Origin of the sequence: Streptococcus mitis (assembly GCF_005844455.1) — a bacterium.
In the GTDB taxonomy this organism is placed as follows: domain Bacteria; phylum Bacillota; class Bacilli; order Lactobacillales; family Streptococcaceae; genus Streptococcus; species Streptococcus mitis_BF.
In genome coordinates this window covers 16,312-36,231 of record NZ_SPGF01000011.1, presented here as the reverse complement: position 1 = coordinate 36,231, position 19,920 = coordinate 16,312, and the positions used below count along the sequence as shown (strand labels likewise).

Sequence of the window (19,920 nt, the reverse complement as noted above, 5' to 3'; positions counted from 1 at the left end):
AATTGTTTTTATCATTTTTGCGAATCTCAAAATATACTTGGAAGGTGGTAGGTTCTATATTTTTCAAGTGAATCAGTCAGAAAAAGCTAGAAGAACTTAGTGGAGTAAGCCAGCCTGTCATAGCTAGGATGGAAACAGGCAAGACAAGCCCTCAGTTGGACACAGTCTTAAAAGTCTTAGCAAGTCTAGGAAAGACACTAGCAGTTGTCCCACTCGAACAGAGAAAGAGTTGATAGGGATGAAATTACTTGGTTGGCTAAAATCATCCACTGGATAATTTTACCTCCCGTCCGAACTTTTTCAGGGAAATATCAGAATTACAAAAGAAACCTAACCTATAGTCTTTTCTAATAGCAAGCCATAGTCACTGATGAGAATCGTCAATAGCTCGTTTGAGCATTTTAACTAAAAGACAACACAAAGCAAGCCATACAAAGGATTTGGGACACTGGTCTCAAGTCTTTTTTTGTTACCCAAAAGAGTGATATAGTTTCAAACTATATCAAAGCCTAATTATTTACAATTATACAGACAGTTTCTTTTCTGTTAAGATAGTTTCAACAACAAATTTTGGAGGACACATCATGTCAACTACGATCATCGGTTTCCCTCGTTTGGGCGAATTCCGCGAATTAAAATTTACAACTGAAAAATACTTTAGAAAAGAAATCTCAGAAGAAGAACTCCTTGCCGCAGCAAAAGAGTTGCGTGCTAAACACTGGAACATTGTCAAAGAAAAAGGTATCACTGAAATTCCATCAAATGACTTTTCTCACTATGACAACTTTCTAGATGCAGCTTTCCTTTTCAACGTGGTGCCTGCATCCGTTCAAAACTTGGACTTGTCTGAGCTTGAGCGCTACTTTGCTTTGGCGCGTGGTTACCAAGGAGAAAAAGGGGATGTTCGCGCCCTTCCAATGAAGAAATGGTTCAACACCAACTACCACTACATCGTTCCTAAGTTTGAAAAAGACACTCAAGTCAAACTTGCTGGTCACAAGATCTTTGATGAGTTCCAAGAAGCCAAAGAACTTGGATTGAACACTCGTCCAGTCCTTGTAGGACCATTCACTTTCCTTCAATTGTCAGACTTTGAAGAAGGCGTGAAAGCAGAAGACTTCGTAGACAGCTTAGTGGCTGCTTACCAAGAAGTTTTTGCAAAATTGGCTGAACTTGGTGCGACTCGTATTCAACTGGACGAAGCGGCTCTTGTCAAAGATTTGACAGCTGAAGAAAAAGCTCTTTTCTTGAACCTCTGCAACAAACTCTTGGCTGACAAAAAAGGTCTTGAAGTCTTGCTTCAAACTTACTTCGGAGATGTCCGTGACGTTTACGCTGACCTTGTGAACTTGCCAGTAGATGCCATCGGTCTTGACTTCGTTGAAGGTAAGAAAACTCTTGACCTCGTTAAAGGTGGTTTCCCAGCTGATAAGACACTCTATGCAGGGATTGTCAATGGCAAAAACATCTGGCGTAACAACTACGAAAAGAGCTTGGCTGTTCTTGAGCAAATCCCAGCTGAAAACATTGTTTTGACAAGCTCATGCTCACTTCTTCATGTGCCATTTACAACTGCTAATGAAGAATTTGAACCAGCAATCTTGAACCACTTTGCCTTTGCAGTAGAAAAATTGGAAGAACTTCGTGACTTGGATGCTATCCGCAATGGTCAAGGTGCAGAAGCTCTTGCAGCTAACAAAGAACTCTTTGCGACTGAGCGTGTGGGTGAAAATGCAGAACTTCGTGCGCGTATCGCTGGATTGACAGACGCTGACTACACTCGTTTGCCAGCCTTTGCAGAACGTGAAGCCATCCAAGAAGAAGCCTTTAAACTTCCAGCTCTTCCAACAACAACCATCGGTTCATTTCCTCAAACTAAGGAAGTCCGTGCCAAACGTTTGGCTTACCGTAAGGGTGAATTGTCACAAGAAGAATACGACGCCTTCCTTGCTGAAACTATCGACGAATGGATCAAATGGCAAGAAGAAGTTGGATTTGACGTGCTTGTACACGGTGAGTTCGAGCGTAACGACATGGTTGAGTACTTCGGCCAAAACTTGTCAGGATACCTCTTCTCTAAAAATGGTTGGGTACAATCTTACGGTATGCGTGGGGTGAAACCACCAATCATCTGGGGTGATGTCACTCGTCTCAACCCAATCACTGTCAAATGGTCTAGCTACGCACAAAGCCGTACAGACAAACCTGTCAAAGGTATGTTGACTGGACCTGTTACCATCCTTAACTGGTCATTCCCACGTGAAGACATTTCTATCAAGGACTCAACTCTTCAAATCGCTCTTGCCATCAAGGATGAAGTTCTTGACCTTGAAGCTGCAGGTGTGAAAATCATCCAAATCGACGAGGCTGCTCTTCGTGAGAAATTGCCACTCCGTCGTAGCGACTGGTATGAAGACTACCTTGACTGGGCTATTCCAGCCTTCCGCTTGGTACACTCAACAGTAGCGCCAGATACTCAAATCCACACTCACATGTGTTACTCAGAATTTACAGATATCATCCCAGCTATCGACAACATGGATGCGGACGTTATTTCCTTTGAAGCAAGCCGTTCAAACCTTGAAATCTTGGACGAACTCAAAGCGAAAAACTTCCAAACAGAAGTGGGACCTGGGGTTTACGATATCCACTCACCTCGTGTGCCAAATGAAGGCGAAATCGACAACACAATCGAAGCCATCCTTGCCAAAGTGCCAAGCAAGAAAGTTTGGATCAACCCTGACTGTGGTTTGAAAACACGTGGTATTCCAGAAACAAAAGAAAGCTTGATCCGCCTTGTTGAAGCAGCAAAAGCTGCGCGTGAGAAATTGTAAGATAAGATTTCTCTCTTGACACTGACTGATCAAGGAACTGCTTGGCCTTAGCTGGCTCAGCGATCATGAAATCAAAAAGAAAGGGATAATGACTATGTCACGCCAAACGCCGTCACTTTCATTTGAAGTGTTCCCTCCAACCCCAGCTGTGGGTAATGATAAAATTATCTCAGCCTTGCAGGATATGCGGGAGCTGACACCGCACTTTATCAGTGTAACTGCCAGCAATAATAAATTTAATATCAAGGAAACGACGGTTCGTTTGGCTGACTTTATCCAAAATGACTTGGCGATTCCGACTATTGCTCACTTGCCAGCTATCTATTTGACTAAGGACAAGGTTGCTGAAACCATTGCTGACTTGGACAAGGTTGGAGTGCAGAAAATCTTGGCTCTTCGTGGGGATATTATTCCAGATGTGGAACCACAAAAGGATTTCCGCTACGCAACTGACTTGATCGAGTTCATCAAGGAACAAGCCCCTCACTTTGATATTGTTGGTGCTTGTTATCCAGAAGGACACCCAGATTCACCAAATCAGATTTCAGATATCCAAAATCTCAAGAAGAAAGTGGATGCAGGTTGTTCTAGTCTCGTAACTCAGCTTTTCTTTGACAATGAGCGCTTCTATGATTTCCAAGACAAGTGCATCTTGGCTGGGATTGATGTTCCTATTCATGCAGGGATTATGCCAATTCTGAATCGAAATCAGGCTCTCCGCCTCTTGAAGACTTGTGAGAATATTCATCTTCCACGCAAATTTAAAGCCATCTTAGACAAGTATGAGCATGACCCTGAGTCGCTCAGAGCAGCAGGACTTGCCTACGCAGTGGACCAAATCGTGGACTTGGTGACTCAGGATGTTGCTGGTGTGCATCTCTACACCATGAACAATGCTGAAACAGCAAAATACATCCACCAAGCAACCCATGCCTTGTTTAATCATCAGTCTCTAGGATAATAAAAAGCAAACCATTCTTCTCAGGTGAGGGGAATGGTTCCTTTTTAATAGTAAAGACCGCACTTTTTAAGAAAAGTATGATAAAATAGACTCTGTACGTACTTGATACAAAGATGAGGGTATAAACAGATTCTTAGCTATTCAAATCTGCTATGCTATAAAAGATACAAATGCTAAAGAATAATATTTTTAAACTTTTCAAGGTATTTAGGTAGTTGAACACGGGCTAAATCCCTAGTGAAAAAGATAGATTTCCAGGTGTGCATCGCACACTGCGTCAATCTTCTATTTTCATACGGGATTCTTTACGCCCTTTGTATCCTGATTTTTGTAGGCAAGGCGTATAATTTCATCAATCCAAAGGGGATTAAAATGACAAAACAAGTGTTTCAAACGACTTTTGCGGGTCGTGAGTTGATTGTAGAGACTGGTCAGGTTGCTAAGCAAGCAAATGGCGCAGTTGTCGTACGTTACGGTGAGTCAACGGTCTTGACTGCTGCCGTTATGTCTAAGAAAATGGCGACTGGGGATTTCTTCCCTCTTCAAGTCAACTATGAAGAAAAAATGTATGCGGCTGGGAAATTTCCTGGCGGCTTTATGAAACGTGAAGGACGTCCTTCAACAGATGCGACTTTGACAGCGCGTTTGATTGACCGTCCAATCCGTCCAATGTTTGCGGAAGGTTTCCGTAACGAAGTGCAAGTCATCAATACGGTTCTTTCTTATGATGAAAATGCCTCTGCTCCAATGGCGGCTATGTTTGGATCATCATTGGCACTTTCTATCTCAGACATTCCGTTTGACGGACCAATCGCTGGGGTACAAGTGGGTTATGTTGATGGCCAAATCATTATCAACCCGACTCAAGAACAGGCAGAGCAATCGCTTCTTGAATTGACAGTAGCTGGGACCAAGCATGCTATCAACATGGTTGAGTCTGGTGCCAAAGAATTGTCAGAAGAAATCATGTTGGAAGCTCTTCTCAAAGGGCATGAAGCAGTCAAAGAATTGATTGCCTTCCAAGAAGAAATCGTTGCTGCTGTCGGTAAGGAAAAAGCAGAAGTAGAATTGCTTCATGTGGACACTGAATTACAGGCTGAAATCATCGCAGCCTACAACAGCGACCTCCAAAAAGCAGTTCAAGTGGAAGAAAAATTGGCTCGTGAAGCTGCAACTCAAGCAGTTAAAGACCAAGTAACAGCAGTTTACGAAGAAAAATATGCAGACCATGAAGAATTTGAACGCATCATGCGTGATGTGGCTGAAATCTTGGAACAAATGGAACATGCTGAAGTGCGCCGTTTGATTACAGAAGACAAGGTGCGTCCTGACGGTCGTAAGGTTGATGAAATCCGCCCTTTAGATGCGCAGGTTGACTATCTTCCTCGTGTACATGGTTCCGGTCTTTTCACTCGTGGACAAACTCAAGCTCTTTCAGTTTTGACTTTGGCTCCGATGGGAGAAACTCAAATCATCGATGGTTTGGATTCGGAGTACAAGAAACGCTTTATGCACCACTATAACTTCCCACAATACTCTGTAGGGGAAACTGGTCGTTACGGTGCGCCTGGTCGTCGTGAAATTGGTCACGGTGCTCTCGGTGAGCGTGCCCTTGCTCAAGTCTTGCCTAGTTTGGAAGAATTTCCATACGCGATCCGCTTGGTAGCTGAAGTATTAGAATCAAACGGTTCATCTTCTCAAGCCTCTATCTGTGCGGGAACTCTTGCCCTTATGGCTGGTGGTGTGCCAATCAAGGCGCCAGTAGCAGGGATTGCTATGGGTCTCATCTCAGATGGAAATAACTACACAGTATTGACAGATATCCAAGGTTTGGAAGATCACTTTGGAGACATGGACTTTAAGGTTGCCGGTACTCGTGAGGGGATTACAGCCCTTCAAATGGATATCAAGATTCAAGGGATCACTGCAGAAATCTTGACTGAGGCCCTTGCTCAAGCCAAGAAAGCGCGTTTTGAAATCCTTGATGTGATTGAAGCAACCATCCCAGAAGTGCGTCCAGAATTGGCTCCAACTGCTCCGAAAATTGATACCATCAAGATTGATGTCGACAAGATCAAGATTGTCATCGGTAAGGGTGGAGAAACTATCGACAAGATTATTGCTGAGACAGGCGTTAAGATTGATATCGACGAAGAAGGTAATGTGTCCATCTACTCTAGCGACCAAGATGCCATTAACCGTACCAAAGAAATCATTGCTGGTTTGGTTCGTGAAGCAAAAGTGGATGAAGTTTACCATGCTAAGGTTGTTCGTATCGAGAAATTTGGTGCCTTTGTTAACCTCTTTGATAAGACAGATGCCCTTGTTCATATCTCTGAGATGGCTTGGACGCGTACCAATAATGTCGAAGACTTGGTAGCAATCGGTGATGAAGTTGATGTTAAGGTTATCAAGATTGATGAAAAAGGACGTGTGGATGCTTCTATGAAAGCCCTTCTTCCTCGTCCTCCAAAACCTGAACGTGATGAAAAAGGTGAAAAGTCTGAGCGTCCTCACCGCCCACGTCATCACAAGGACCACAAACCTAAGAAAGAATTTACAGAAACACCAAAAGATTCAGAATAAGAAAAGGAGAAATGTATGGGATGGTGGCGCGAAACCATTGATATCGTAAAAGAAAATGATCCAGCGGCCCGCACCACTTTGGAGGTTTTGCTGACTTATCCAGGTGTCAAGGCCTTGGCGGCCCACCGTCTTTCGCATTTTCTCTGGAAGCATGGCTTCAAACTCTTGGCTCGTATGCACAGTCAGTTTTGGCGCTTTTGGACTCAGATTGAGATTCATCCAGGTGCCCAGATTGATTCAGGTGTCTTTATCGACCATGGTTCTGGTCTGGTGATTGGGGAAACAGCGGTCGTTGAAAAAGGTGTTCTTCTTTATCACGGGGTGACTCTTGGTGGAACTGGTAAGGATGTTGGCAAACGCCATCCGACCGTTCGAAAGGGAGCTCTCATATCAGCCCATGCCCAAGTTATTGGTCCTGTAGAAATTGGTGCAAATGCCAAGGTCGGTGCTGCAGCAGTTGTCGTAGCAGATGTACCTAGTGATGTGACAGTTGTCGGTATTCCGGCTAAGATCGTCCGAGTTCATGGAAAGAAAGATGAGCCAGTCATTCACGAAGTCGAAGAAAAACGAGAGTATTACGTCAATAAACTCGAGCAGGCTAAAGAAGCCAGTCACAGATCGTCTGGGCTGTAGAGGATACCTATATGATTCAAGCAAGAAATAAGTTGAGCCAAGAAGAGTTATCTGAGGCGAAAAAATTAATTGACTGTTGTCAAGCCTATGATGGAACTTATCGTGATCCTTATCTCTCTAATATGCTTAATTTTGACCCCAACATGCCCGCCTTTTTCCTTTATTATGAAAAAGGCGAACTTGTTGGTCTATTAACTGTCTATGCTGATGACCAAGATGTGGAAGTGACGATACTGGTTCATCCAAATCATCGCCGTCAGGGAATTGCGCGTGCTTTGTTTACGAGTTTTGAGAAAGAAACGGCTCCTTTCCCTATTCGTTCAGTGACTTTTCAGACAGAACGTATTTTTCTAGAGCGTCATCCTGATTTTGTCAGCAACTGGGGATTGGTCGAGGAAGAAGAGACAGAAACCTGGTTAGGTAAGGATAGAAGACCTTATCCGTTAGCAAAACTTTCCAATCTTGAAGTTTTGTTAGCAGATAGTTCGTATCAGGAGCAAATTAGCCAGTTAAAATTTCAGGCATTTTCAGAGGAACATGAATCGAGAGAAGTTGTGGATAGATATGTCGCTGAAGCTCTGAAGAATCCAGAAAGTCGCCTATATATTTTATTAAAAGACGGTCAGGTTATTGGAACTTGCACGGTAGATTTATCGACTGATACGAATTATTTCTACGGTTTAGCAATATCGGAACTTGAACGTGGAAAAGGCTATGGAAGCTACTTAGCTAAATCCCTTGTCAACCAACTGATCGAGCAAAATGATAAGGAATTTCAGATTGCAGTAGAGGACTGCAACGTAGGTGCCAAACGCTTGTATGAAAAAATCGGCTTTGTCAAACAGACACAGGTAGTTTATTTGAATGAGAAAGAGTAGAAAAATGCTATTAGAAGAATTCGAAAATGTACCTGCTGTTATCGAACCAACTGATCGAAGTATTCGTGGTGGTGGAGAAATCTGTGACACGATTATTTTATCTTTTAATGGAGAAATCGTTGAACGAGTAAAGAAGTTTGAAGATGTTTATGAAGGTGGCTATCTAACCAATCTAAATGGCAGACTTCCATGGTATATCTATGAAAAAGATGGGAGTAAGGTAGCCGTTGCTGTAGCTACGATTGGAGCCCCGATGTTTGTTGGACTCTTAGAAGAACTCAAAGCAAGAGGATTTAAGAACTTTATTGTTTTGGGTTCTTGCGGAGTTCTAGATCAGTCTATTCAGGCAGATAAGATTATTCTACCAAGTTCAGCTCTACGTGATGAAGGTACAAGTTATCATTACGCTCCTGCAAGTGATGAGATAGCTTATGACGAAACTTTGCTTTTAACCATGGAAGAAGCTTTGAATAAATCTTGCATTGAGCACATTCGAACAAAGGCTTGGACCACAGATGCTTTCTATCGTGAAACAGCCGATAAGGTCAAACGCAGATTAGCAGCAGGTGCGACTGTTGTGGATATGGAAGCCTCAGCAATCATGGCTTGGGCACAATTTCGACAAGCAAAAGTTTATCAATTTTTTTATACGGCTGATTATGTTGACCATCACAATCATGAGTGGGATGCAAGACATGAAGAAAGAAAAGCAGATGCTATGACTTTCTTTGAGATAGCATTAGTAATTGCTAGAGAGTTGGATTGAAATGACTCTTTACGATAAACAAGAAACAGAAAGGAGACAGTGAGTGATTAAAATCTATGACACCATGTCTCGTGATTTGCGAGAATTTGTCCCGATTGAGGACGGCAAAGTCAAGATGTATGTTTGTGGGCCAACCGTGTATAACTATATCCACGTGGGGAATGCCCGTTCAACGGTGGCTTTTGATACCATTCGTCGTTATTTCGAATACCGTGGTTACGAGGTTGCCTATATTTCCAATTTCACGGATGTGGATGATAAGATTATCAACCGAGCTAAGGAAGAAGGTATCACGCCTCAGGAGGTTGCGGACAAGTACATCGCTGCCTTTCGTGAGGATGTGACGGCTTTGGGCGTGAAACCTGCGACTCGTCATCCGCGTGTAGTAGAGTTTATGGCGGACATCATTCGTTTTGTCGCTGTCTTGATTGAAAAAGGTTATGCTTACGAGAGTCAAGGAGATGTTTACTTCCGCGTGGAAAAATCTCACAACTATGCTAAGTTGGCCAATAAAACCTTGGAAGATTTGGAGCTAGGTGCTTCAGGTCGTACCGATGAAGAAACGGCTCGCAAGGAAAATCCTGTAGACTTTGCCCTTTGGAAAGCTGCAAAACCAGGCGAGATTTCTTGGGACAGTCCTTGGGGACCTGGTCGTCCGGGTTGGCATATCGAATGTTCAGTCATGTCGACAGAGATTTTGGGAGATACCATTGATATCCACGGTGGTGGAGCTGATTTGGAGTTTCCTCACCATACCAACGAAATTGCCCAGTCAGAAGCAAAAACAGGCAAGACTTTTGCCAACTACTGGATGCATAATGGCTTTGTCAATATCGATAATGTCAAGATGTCTAAGTCCTTGGGCAACTTTATCACCGTCCATGATGCCCTCAAAACCCTCGATGGTCAAGTGTTGCGTTTCTTCTTTGCGACTCAGCATTACCGTAAGCCTATCAACTTTACCGAAAAAGCAGTGCGAGACGCCGAGACTAATCTCAAATATCTGAAGAACACTTACGAACAACCATTTACAGGAAACGTGGATACCCAAGAGTTACAAGCCTTTAAAGACAAGTTTGTAGCTGCTATGGATGAGGATTTCAACTCTGCCAACGGTATCACAGTTGTCTTTGAAATGGCCAAATGGATCAACTCAGGCAACTATGATGCAAGTGTGAAGGAAGCTCTTGCGGATATGTTAGAAGTCTTTGGAATTGTCTTTGTTGAGGAAGTTTTGGATACAGAGATTGAAGTTTTGATTCAAAAACGCCAAGAGGCGCGTGCCAATCGTGACTTTGCGACAGCGGACCAAATCCGTGACCAATTGGCTGCTCAAGGAATTAAGCTCCTCGACACCAAGGATGGAGTGAGGTGGACACGTGATTGATGTCAATCTCATTAACGGGATTGCGCTAGCCTTTGAAGGGGATGCGGTTTATTCCATGTATATTCGCCGTCATCTTATCCTCAAAGGCATGACCAAGCCCAATAAACTCCACCAAGAGGCGACCAAGTATGTCTCAGCCAAGGCTCAGGCTCGCCTGATTTCTCTTATGTTGGAGGAGCAAGTCTTAACCGAAAAAGAAGAAGAAATCTATAAACGTGGTCGTAATACCAATAGTCATACCAAGGCTAAAAATGCCGATGTGGTGACTTATCGTATGTCCACAGGTTTTGAAGCTGTGATGGGCTATCTCCATATGACTGAAAATCTGGAACGTCTTGAGAGCTTGATTTCTTGGTGCATACAAAAAGTGGAGGGCTAGGACATGATTGCAAAGGAACTACAAGACTGGTTTCCTGAAGCTCAGATTTCAGACCAACCAGTAGAGAAAGAGGGTTACTTAACTCTCCCTTTATCTTCTCAGCAGTGGATTTTGCTGGATGAAGCTGGGCTTAGCGAGCGTGAAAAGCAGTTGATTGCTCTTTTGACCCAGCAGGAGCAGGCTAGTTCGCTTAATCCTTGGTATCCCTATCTGATTGAGGGGAAGGGGCAGGCACCGCAAGCTTTCAAAAAGATTCAGCTGGTTTATTGCCATCTTTCCTATTTTCAACAGGAAAATCTGGCCTCTTGGCTGGATATGATGCGGACTCTTTTTCCTAACTGTCAGACGGTGCTTCAGGTCGGAGCGCAGGATTACATTTTTGTTCTCCAACAAGATAAGTACACCTCTGTACGTTCAATCTTATCTGATACGATTGAAGCGGTTGAGTATGACTTTGGTCTTCGTCTGTCAATCATATTAGGCCAGGTCTGGTCTCAAACAGGTCATCAAGCCCTATCCGACTTGATCAAAGCGGAGCGGGATTTGTTCAAGACTTGGTGGCGTCAGGGTCATCAAGGTGTTCACACCTTTTCACAACTCTATCTTTGGAGTATGGGGGAAAGAATTGTGGACCTGAGAGTCATTAAAGAATGCCTGCATCAGATGATTTTGGATCAAGAACAGATTCAGGAAATCATTCTTTCTCTTTGGGAAAATAGTGCTGTTCTGACTAAAACAGCCCAGCAACTCTACCTGCACCGCAATTCTCTCCAATACAAGATTGATAAATGGGAAGAATTGACAGGGCTACAGTTGAAGGAATTGACTGACCTGACCCTGTGTTATCAATTGATTTTACCAGATATTCTCTAAAGTTTTGTGCAAGTTGCACAGAACTTTTTTATTTTTTTGGTCACCTTGCCATAGAAATGTAAAGCGTTTTCATCTATAATAAAACTATCAAAAGACAAAAGGAGTTCACCTCATGGTAGAATTGAATCTTAAAAATATTTACAAGAAATATCCAAACAGCGAACACTATTCAGTTGAAGACTTCAACTTGGACATCAAAGACAAAGAATTTATCGTTTTCGTAGGTCCTTCAGGATGTGGTAAATCAACAACTCTTCGTATGATTGCTGGTCTTGAAGATATCACAGAAGGTACTGCATCTATCGACGGCGTGGTTGTCAACGACGTGGCTCCAAAAGACCGTGACATCGCCATGGTATTCCAAAACTACGCTCTTTACCCACACATGACTGTTTATGACAACATGGCTTTCGGTTTGAAATTGCGTAAATACGGCAAGGAAGATATCGACAAACGTGTACAAGAAGCAGCTGAAATCCTTGGATTGAAAGAGTTCTTGGAACGTAAACCAGCTGACCTTTCAGGTGGTCAACGTCAACGTGTTGCCATGGGTCGTGCGATTGTCCGTGATGCAAAAGTATTCTTGATGGACGAGCCTTTGTCAAACTTGGATGCCAAACTTCGTGTATCTATGCGTGCTGAAATTGCGAAAATCCACCGTCGTATCGGAGCTACAACTATCTACGTAACTCACGACCAAACAGAAGCGATGACACTTGCGGACCGTATCGTTATCATGTCAGCAACTAAGAACCCTGCTGGTACAGGTACTATCGGACGTGTAGAACAAATTGGTACTCCTCAAGAAGTTTACAAAAACCCAGTTAATAAATTCGTTGCAGGATTCATCGGAAGCCCAGCAATGAACTTCATCAACGTGAAATTGGTTGGTAGCGAAATTGTTTCAGACGGTTTCCGCTTGAAAGTGCCAGAAGGAGCATTGAAAGTTCTTCGTGAAAAAGGCTACGAAGGTAAAGAATTGATCTTCGGTATCCGTCCAGAAGACGTGAATGCAGAACCTGCTTTCCTTGAAACATTCCCAGAATCAGTTGTCAAAGCTACTATCTCTGTATCAGAATTGCTTGGTTCAGAATCTCACCTTTACTGCCAAGTTGGTAAAGATGAATTTGTTGCTAAAGTTGATGTTCGTGACTACTTGCAAACAGGTGCAACAGTTGAACTTGGATTTGACTTGAATAAAGCACACTTCTTCGATGTAGAAACTGAAAGAACAGTTTACTAAGATAAATGAAACTCAAAGCACTGCTAGAGAAATCTGGCAGTGCTTTTTGAGATTGAGTAGAAAAAACTCTCCAATTGAACTGGAGAGTAGCTGTTTATTCTGCTGCTTGTTGCCAACGTTTTGCTAGCATGTGTGACAGGCTAGAGATTGCTAGGTTAAAGCTGAAGTAGATGAGGGCAATCAGGATATAAAGGCTAAAGACTTGCTCTGGTTCGAAATAACGGCCCATGAGAATTTGGCTAGCTCCAAAGAGTTCTTGTAGGGCGATAACAGAGTAGAGAAGACTGGTATCCTTAATTACGGTTACAAACTGAGAAATGATGGCTGGAAGCATTTTACGGATTGCTTGTGGGAGAATGATGTGGTAGAGGATTTGCATAGAGGTAAATCCTTGGGACATTCCTGCTTCGTACTGGCCCTTGTCTACGGCATTGAGGCCACCTCGGATAATCTCAGCTAAGGCTGCTGAGGTAAAGAGGGTAAAGGCTGTAATTCCTGCTGGTGTGGACTTTATCTTGAACACCAAAAAGATGGTGAAAATCCAGAGAAGGTTGGGAACATTACGTACAAATTCGATGTAAATGCTGGAGATGATACGCAAGATAGGATTTTTCCCATTTCTCATGGCTGCTAGAACTGTACCGATAAGTGTAGAGAGGACGATGGCGATCAGAGAAATATAGAGGGTCAAGCCAAATCCTTTAAAGATAAAGATTAGGTTATCTGGGGTTAAAACTTCTAAAATGGATTCCATAGTAACCTCCTAAAGTGAATAGGATTTTTTGTTGGCTTGCTCCATCTTGCGACCAAACTGGGCAACAGGGAAGCAAAGGGCAAAGTAGAGTAGGGCAGCACCTAAAAAGGCTGGGATGTAATTTCCGTTGAGGGCTGACCAAGACTTGGTCACAAACATCAAGTCTACTCCAGAGATGATAGCAACTGTAGAGGTATTCTTGATGAGGTTGACGATTTGGTTGGTCAAAGGAGGGAGAATGATACGAAAGGCCTGAGGCAAGATAATCAAGCGCATAGCACTGATATAAGTAAAACCTTGCGACAAGGCGGCCTCCATTTGACCGCTAGGGATAGATTGAATCCCTGAGCGAATCACCTCAGCGATGTAGGCACCGTGATAGAGTCCCACGCAGAGAACAGCTGTCCAATAAATCGGAATCATGATGATATGGTCACTGATAAGAGGTAGGCCATAAAAAACGATAACAAACTGCACCAAGAGGGGAGTGTTTTGGTAAAATTCGACAAAGATGCGAGCTAAAATGCGTAAAATTGGACGTTTGCTAGTTGACATAGCTCCAAAGAAGATACCCAAAACCATAGCGAGGATAAAGGATCCAATTGCTAGGGCAAGGGTGAAGAGGAAACCATTGAAAAATTGTCCAAAATCCTGAAAATAGGCTGTCCAAGATGATAAATCTGTCATAGGGTGTCCTCCTTAATCTGCGGTATGGCTAGATGGTTTGAGCTTGTAACGGTCATAAAGTTTCTGTAAACTACCATCCTTACTCCATTTAGTGACCAAGTTATCAAGATAGTCGTTGAGCTCGGTATTTGATTTCTTGGTAACAATACCGTAGTCAGATGGCTTGAAACTATCATCTAGTAGTGCTGTCCGTTTACTAGTGTAGCCAGATAGAATAGAGCGGTCAACGGAAAAGGCATCGATACGATGAGCGTGCAGGGAAGTAATCAATTCTGGGTAGGAACCAAGTTCGACGAATTTAAACTTCAGACCTTTCTTTTTACCCAGTTCGGTAATCAGGCGTTGGGTGATGGAACCTTGGGCGACTCCGATGGTTTTGCCGTTTAGGTCCTCAATACTTTTGATTTTGGCAGATTTATTGACCAAAAAGCCAGAAGCATCTGTGTAGTAAGGGCTGGTAAAGTTGTAGAGTTTTTTGCGTTCGTCTGTGATGGTAAAGGTCGCGATATCCATATCGACCTGTTCATTGTCTAGAAGGGGTCCACGGGTTTGTGCGGTAACAGGCACATAGCGAACCTTGACCTTGAGCTCATCAGCTACCATCCTGGCCAAGTCAGTTTCGATACCAGAATAGGTCCCTGTCTTGGGATCCTTGTAACCGAAATTGGGAACGTCTTGTTTGACACCGACAACTAGCTCGCCTCTTTTTTGAATATCTGCGACACTGGTATCAGCCTGCACTGGTTTTGTAGCAGCAAGGCCGAAAAGGCTAATCAGTAATGCTGATAAAAAGAATTTCTTTTTCATAGACGCCTCCTTATTTTACTTTGTCACTTTCGTGGTTGATGATTTTGCTGAGGAATTGTTGGGCGCGAGGTTCGCTTGGATTGTCGAAAAAGTCATCAACATCTGTCGTATCTACCAAAACTTCTCCGTCAGCCATAAAGATGATGCGGTCGGCAACTTCACGGGCGAAGCCCATTTCATGGGTAACGACAATCATATTCATACCATCGTGGGCCAATTTTTGCATAACTGCCAGAACATCACCGATAGTTTCAGGGTCAAGGGCAGATGTTGGTTCATCGAAGAGGAGGAGTTCCGGATGCATAGCGAGTCCACGAGCAATGGCGATTCGTTGTTTTTGTCCACCAGAAAGCATGGCTGGATAAGAATCTTTCTTGTCCCACATATTTACAAATTCCAGATATTTTTTGGCTGTTTTTTCAGCTTCTTTTTTATCAATCCCTAGAACTTTTATAGGAGCAAGTGTTACGTTTTCTAACACTGTTTTGTGTGGATAGAGATTAAAATGTTGGAAAACCATGCCGACTTCCTTGCGAAGAGGTACCAAATCTTTCTGGCTGGCACCAGCAACTTGGTGACCATTTACTAGAAGGATTCCCTTGTCAACAGCCTCTAAACCATTGATGGTACGGATCAGAGTGGATTTCCCAGAACCAGATGGTCCGAGTAGGACAACGACTTGTCCTTTTTCAAAACGGAGATTGATGTCGCGGAGTGCGTGATAGTCTCCGTAATATTTTTCGACGTGTTCAAATTCTACTAAAGCCATAAGGAATCTCCTTTGTGTTAGATTTTATAACACGATTTTACACCAAAAGAATTGCCTTGTCAAATCATATCTGAAAAAATTCACTAAAATTTTATAAAAAAGCAATCTGGATAGAGAAAATGCCTAAATCATGTTATAATGAAACGATAGAATTCTTAGAAAGAGTGGATGTTTTTTTGATAACTCCTACTTATGAATGGCAGTTTGCCCCGCAGGTAGAAGATGCGGATTTTATAAAAATAGCCAAGAAGGCTGGGCTAGGTCCTGAAGTGGCTCGGTTATTATTTGAAAGAGGGATTCAGGATGAAGAAAGTCTAAAGAAGTTTTTAGAATCTTCCTTGGAGGACTTGCACGATCCCTACTTGCTCCATGATATGGACAAGGCAGTGGAGCGGATTCGTCAGGCCATTGAAGAGGGGGAAAATATTCTCGTTTATGGAGACTACGATGCAGATGGTATGACTTCGGCTTCAATTGTGAAGGAAAGTTTGGAACAACTTGGTGCCGAGTGTTGTGTTTACCTGCCAAATCGTTTTACCGATGGCTATGGACCAAATGCCAGTGCCTATAAATACTTTATCGAGCAAAAGGGAATTTCCCTGATTGTGACAGTGGATAATGGGGTTGCTGGTCACGAGGCCATTGAACTGGCTCAGTCTATGGGAGTGGATGTCATTGTGACTGACCACCATTCCATGCCTGAAACCCTGCCAGATGCTTACGCCATCATCCATCCTGAACATCCGGATGCGGACTATCCCTTCAAATATTTGGCTGGTTGTGGAGTGGCTTTCAAGCTGGCTTGCGCCCTTTTAGAAGAAGTGCAAGTGGAACTACTTGATTTGGTCGCTATTGGTACCATTGCAGATATGGTGAGCTTGACAGATGAAAACCGTATCTTGGTTCAATATGGTCTGGAAATGCTGGGGCATACTCAGCGTATTGGCCTACAAGAAATGCTGGATATGGCTGGGATTGCTGCTAATGAAGTGACAGAAGAAACGGTTGGTTTCCAGATTGCCCCTCGTTTAAATGCCTTGGGACGCTTGGATGATCCTAATCCGGCCATTGATTTGTTGACTGGATTTGACGACGAGGAAGCTCATGAGATTGCCCTCATGATTCACCAGAAAAACGAAGAGCGCAAGGAAATCGTTCAGTCAATCTATGAAGAAGCTAAGACCATGGTGGATCCTGAGAAGAAGGTCCAGGTTTTGGCCAAGGAAGGCTGGAATCCTGGAGTTCTAGGTATCGTGGCTGGTCGTTTGTTGGAAGAACTAGGGCAGACAGTCATTGTTCTTAATATAGAAGAAGGTCGTGCCAAGGGTAGCGCTCGTAGTGTTGAAGCGGTCGATATTTTTGAAGCCTTGGATCCTCATCGTGACCTCTTCATTGCATTTGGTGGTCATGCTGGCGCAGCAGGAATGACGCTGGAAATTGAGAAACTCCCAGATTTATCTCAGGTTTTAGAAGACTATGTCCGTGAAAAAGGTGCAGATGCTGGTGGCAAGAATAAGTTAAACCTAGATGAAGAGCTGGATTTGGAGACTTTGAGTCTTGAAACAGTCAAGAACTTTGAACGTTTAGCTCCCTTTGGAATGGACAATCAGAAACCAGTCTTTTATATCAAGGATTTTCAGGTCGAAAGTGCTCGTACTATGGGGGCAGGCAATGCCCATCTCAAGCTGAAAATCTCTAAGGGTGAAGCCAGTTTTGAAGTGGTGGCATTTGGAAAAGGCAGATGGGCAACGGAGTTTGCTCAAACCAAGAATCTAGAGTTAGCAGTCAAATTGTCTGTCAACCAATGGAATGGCCAAACTGCCCTTCAGTTGATGATGGTGGATGCGCGTGTGGAGGGTGTTCAACTCTTTAATATTCGTGGGAAGAATGCCACCTTGCCAGAGGGAGTTCCAGTCTTGGATTTTGCTGGAGAAGTGCCAGATTTAGCGACTAGTGAAGCTGTTGTCGTAAAAACCGTTCCTGAGGATATCCCCCTGCTGAAAACCATTTTTCAGGAACAGCATTTCTCTGCTGTCTATTTCAAAAATGACATTGACAAGGCCTATTATCTGACAGGTTATGGAACTAGAGAGCAGTTTGCCAAATTGTACAAGACCATTTATCAGTTTCCAGAGTTTGATATTCGTTATAAGCTCAAAGATTTAGCGGCTTATCTCAATATCCAACAAATCTTGCTGGTCAAGATGATTCAAGTATTTGAAGAACTAGGTTTTGTGACGATCACAGATGGTGTTATGACAGTCAATAAAGAGGCACCAAAGCGAGAAATAGGAGAAAGTCAGATTTACCAAAATCTCAAACAAACCGTTAAAGACCAAGAAATGATGGCCCTGGGTACCGTGCAAGAAATCTATGACTTTTTGATGGAAAAAGAATAGCAGATTGGAAAGAGTTGGGCAACCAGCTCTTTTTTGAAAACAAATCTTCATTTTGAAAATCATCAAAAAAATGGTATAATGGTAGGAAAAGATTCGGCTAATACTCAATGAAAATCAGAGAGCAAACTAGGAAGCTAGCCGCAGGCTGTACTTGAGTACGGCAAGGCGAAGCTGACGTGGTTTGAATTTGATTTTCGAAGAGTATAAAAGTAATAGTGCTTTTAGAATAAAAGGGTAAGAAACCCTATAATCAAGATAAACTAAGCTTTCGGAGGAAAAATGAGTAATATCAGTTTAACAACACTTGGTGGTGTACGTGAAAATGGGAAAAATATGTATATCGCTGAAATCGATGGATCTATTTTCGTTTTGGATGCAGGTCTGAAATATCCTGAAAATGAACAACTAGGGGTGGATGTCGTTATTCCAAATATGGACTACCTTTTTGAAAATAGCGACCGTATCGCTGGGGTTTTCTTGACCCACGGCCATGCGGATGCCATTGGTGCTCTTCCTTATCTCTTGGCTGAAGCCAAGGTACCTGTATTTGGGTCTGAGTTGACCATTGAGTTGGCCAAACTCTTTGTCAAAGGAAATGATACGGTTAAGAAATTCAATGATTTCCATGTCATTGATGAGAATACGGAGATTGATTTTGGAGGGACTGTAGTTTCCTTCTTCCGTACGACCCACTCTATCCCAGAAAGTCTGGGAGTTGTGTTAAAAACACCAAAAGGGAACATTGTTTACACAGGCGACTTCAAATTTGACCAGACGGCTAGTGAATCCTATGCGACGGATTTTGCGCGTTTAGCCGAAATCGGCCGTGATGGTGTCTTGGCACTTCTCAGTGATTCTGCAAATGCAGACAGCAATATCCAGGTGGCGAGCGAGAGTGAAGTTGGGGATGAAATTACCCAAACTATCGCTGACTGGGACGGTCGTATCATCGTTGCAGCGGTTGCCAGCAACCTTTCTCGTATCCAGCAGGTTTTTGATGCAGCTGCGGAGACTGGCCGCCGAGTCGTTTTGACTGGATTTGATGTTGAAAATATCGTCCGTACAGCGATTCGTCTCAAAAAATTATCTCTAGCTAATGAAAGTCTCTTGATCAAACCAAAAGAAATGTCTCGTTTCGAAGACCATGAGTTGATTATCTTAGAGACTGGTCGTATGGGTGAACCCATCAATGGACTTCGCAAGATGTCCGTTGGGCGCCACCGTTATGTAGAAATCAAGGATGGGGACTTGGTTTATATTGTAACAACTCCATCCACCGCCAAAGAAGCAGTTGTGGCTCGCGTTGAAAATATGATTTACCAAGCTGGTGGTGTGGTAAAACTCATTACCCAGAGTTTGCGAGTATCAGGGCACGGAAATGCGCGTGATTTGCAGTTGATGATCAATCTTTTGCAACCGAAATATCTTTTCCCTGTACAAGGGGAGTATCGTGAGTTGGATGCGCATGCCAAGGCTGCCATGGCAGTTGGAATGTTGCCAGAGCGCATTTTCATCCCTAAAAAGGGAACGATCATGTCCTATGAACATGGAGACTTCGTCCCAGCTGGAGCAGTTTCTGCAGGCGATGTCATGATTGATGGAAATGCCATTGGTGATGTTGGGAATGTCGTTCTTCGCGACCGTAAGGTCTTGTCAGAGGATGGAATCTTTATCGTGGCTATCACTGTTAACCGTCGTGAGAAGAAGATTGTGGCTAAGGCTCGTGTTCATACGCGTGGATTTATCTACCTTAAGAAAAGTCGCGACATTCTCCGTGAAAGTTCCGAATTGATTAACCAAACGGTAGAAGAGTATCTTCAAGGGGATGACTTTGACTGGGCAGATCTCAAAGGGAAGGTTCGTGACAATTTGACCAAGTACCTCTTTGATCAAACCAAACGTCGCCCAGCTATTTTACCAGTAGTCATGGAAGCAAAATAATCGTTGAAATAAACAGAGGGAAA

At 43.2% G+C, this 19,920-nt stretch carries 16 protein-coding genes and 1 pseudogene; 13 read left to right on the top strand and 4 right to left on the bottom strand.

Features of this window, described 5'->3' with window-relative positions; translation table 11 throughout:
- Window positions 1–71: 71 nt before the first annotated feature.
- The 11 genes and pseudogenes from FGQ53_RS12270 to FGQ53_RS03615 form a co-directional block, all read left to right on the top strand.
- Window positions 72–233 (top strand): annotated as a pseudogene (locus FGQ53_RS12270) (helix-turn-helix domain-containing protein); the annotation flags it as partial.
- Between the two features lie 351 nt (window positions 234–584).
- On the top strand, window positions 585–2,834 hold the full coding sequence (metE, locus tag FGQ53_RS03660; RefSeq protein WP_138335849.1) for a 5-methyltetrahydropteroyltriglutamate--homocysteine S-methyltransferase: 2,250 nt from the start codon (window positions 585–587) through the stop codon (window positions 2,832–2,834).
- Between the two features lie 94 nt (window positions 2,835–2,928).
- Window positions 2,929–3,795, top strand: coding sequence for a methylenetetrahydrofolate reductase [NAD(P)H] (gene metF / locus FGQ53_RS03655; RefSeq protein ID WP_138335864.1), 867 nt, complete (start codon window positions 2,929–2,931; stop codon window positions 3,793–3,795).
- A 372-nt stretch (window positions 3,796–4,167) separates the two neighbouring features.
- Complete coding sequence (gene pnp / locus FGQ53_RS03650; protein ID WP_138335847.1) at window positions 4,168–6,381, top strand: polyribonucleotide nucleotidyltransferase; 2,214 nt, start codon at window positions 4,168–4,170, stop codon at window positions 6,379–6,381.
- Between the two features lie 15 nt (window positions 6,382–6,396).
- Window positions 6,397–7,014, top strand: a complete 618-nt coding sequence (cysE, locus tag FGQ53_RS03645) for a serine O-acetyltransferase (RefSeq protein WP_138335845.1) — start codon at window positions 6,397–6,399, stop codon at window positions 7,012–7,014.
- Between the two features lie 11 nt (window positions 7,015–7,025).
- Window positions 7,026–7,892: a GNAT family N-acetyltransferase gene (locus FGQ53_RS03640; protein ID WP_138335844.1), complete on the top strand. Its 867-nt coding sequence runs from the start codon at window positions 7,026–7,028 to the stop codon at window positions 7,890–7,892.
- Window positions 7,893–7,896: 4 nt separating this feature from the next.
- Complete coding sequence (locus FGQ53_RS03635) at window positions 7,897–8,658, top strand: nucleoside phosphorylase (protein WP_138335842.1); 762 nt, start codon at window positions 7,897–7,899, stop codon at window positions 8,656–8,658.
- Between the two features lie 43 nt (window positions 8,659–8,701).
- A complete protein-coding gene (gene cysS, locus FGQ53_RS03630) occupies window positions 8,702–10,045 on the top strand; it encodes a cysteine--tRNA ligase (RefSeq protein WP_138335840.1) in 1,344 nt (447 codons plus the stop codon).
- Window positions 10,038–10,424, top strand: coding sequence for a Mini-ribonuclease 3 (locus FGQ53_RS03625; RefSeq protein ID WP_000567927.1), 387 nt, complete (start codon window positions 10,038–10,040; stop codon window positions 10,422–10,424). The genes cysS and FGQ53_RS03625 overlap by 8 nt, the downstream gene beginning before the upstream one ends.
- 3 nt (window positions 10,425–10,427) lie before the next feature.
- On the top strand, window positions 10,428–11,297 hold the full coding sequence (locus FGQ53_RS03620; RefSeq protein ID WP_138335838.1) for a helix-turn-helix domain-containing protein: 870 nt from the start codon (window positions 10,428–10,430) through the stop codon (window positions 11,295–11,297).
- A gap of 112 nt (window positions 11,298–11,409) precedes the next feature.
- Window positions 11,410–12,540 (top strand): ABC transporter ATP-binding protein, encoded by a 1,131-nt coding sequence (locus FGQ53_RS03615; RefSeq protein WP_138335836.1) that lies wholly within the window; start codon window positions 11,410–11,412, stop codon window positions 12,538–12,540.
- A gap of 94 nt (window positions 12,541–12,634) precedes the next feature.
- Here FGQ53_RS03615 and FGQ53_RS03610 read toward each other — a convergent pair whose 3' ends face one another.
- The 4 genes from FGQ53_RS03610 to FGQ53_RS03595 are packed head-to-tail and all read right to left on the bottom strand — an operon-like array spanning window position 12,635 to window position 15,557.
- The gene (locus FGQ53_RS03610; protein WP_138335834.1) at window positions 12,635–13,294 is read right to left on the bottom strand and encodes an amino acid ABC transporter permease; all 660 of its coding nucleotides are present in this window, start codon (window positions 13,292–13,294) and stop codon (window positions 12,635–12,637) included.
- A gap of 9 nt (window positions 13,295–13,303) precedes the next feature.
- The gene (locus tag FGQ53_RS03605) at window positions 13,304–13,981 is read right to left on the bottom strand and encodes an amino acid ABC transporter permease (protein ID WP_024478130.1); all 678 of its coding nucleotides are present in this window, start codon (window positions 13,979–13,981) and stop codon (window positions 13,304–13,306) included.
- Window positions 13,982–13,993: 12 nt separating this feature from the next.
- Window positions 13,994–14,788: a transporter substrate-binding domain-containing protein gene (locus FGQ53_RS03600; RefSeq protein ID WP_138335832.1), complete on the bottom strand. Its 795-nt coding sequence runs from the start codon at window positions 14,786–14,788 to the stop codon at window positions 13,994–13,996.
- A 10-nt stretch (window positions 14,789–14,798) separates the two neighbouring features.
- Window positions 14,799–15,557 (bottom strand): amino acid ABC transporter ATP-binding protein, encoded by a 759-nt coding sequence (locus tag FGQ53_RS03595; protein ID WP_138335830.1) that lies wholly within the window; start codon window positions 15,555–15,557, stop codon window positions 14,799–14,801.
- Window positions 15,558–15,733: 176 nt separating this feature from the next.
- Here FGQ53_RS03595 and recJ point away from each other — a divergent pair, with 176 nt between their 5' ends.
- Complete coding sequence (gene recJ, locus FGQ53_RS03590) at window positions 15,734–17,956, top strand: single-stranded-DNA-specific exonuclease RecJ (RefSeq protein WP_171019070.1); 2,223 nt, start codon at window positions 15,734–15,736, stop codon at window positions 17,954–17,956.
- A 279-nt stretch (window positions 17,957–18,235) separates the two neighbouring features.
- The gene (locus tag FGQ53_RS03580; RefSeq protein WP_138335829.1) at window positions 18,236–19,897 is read left to right on the top strand and encodes a ribonuclease J; all 1,662 of its coding nucleotides are present in this window, start codon (window positions 18,236–18,238) and stop codon (window positions 19,895–19,897) included.
- The last annotated feature ends 23 nt before the right edge of the window (window positions 19,898–19,920 follow it).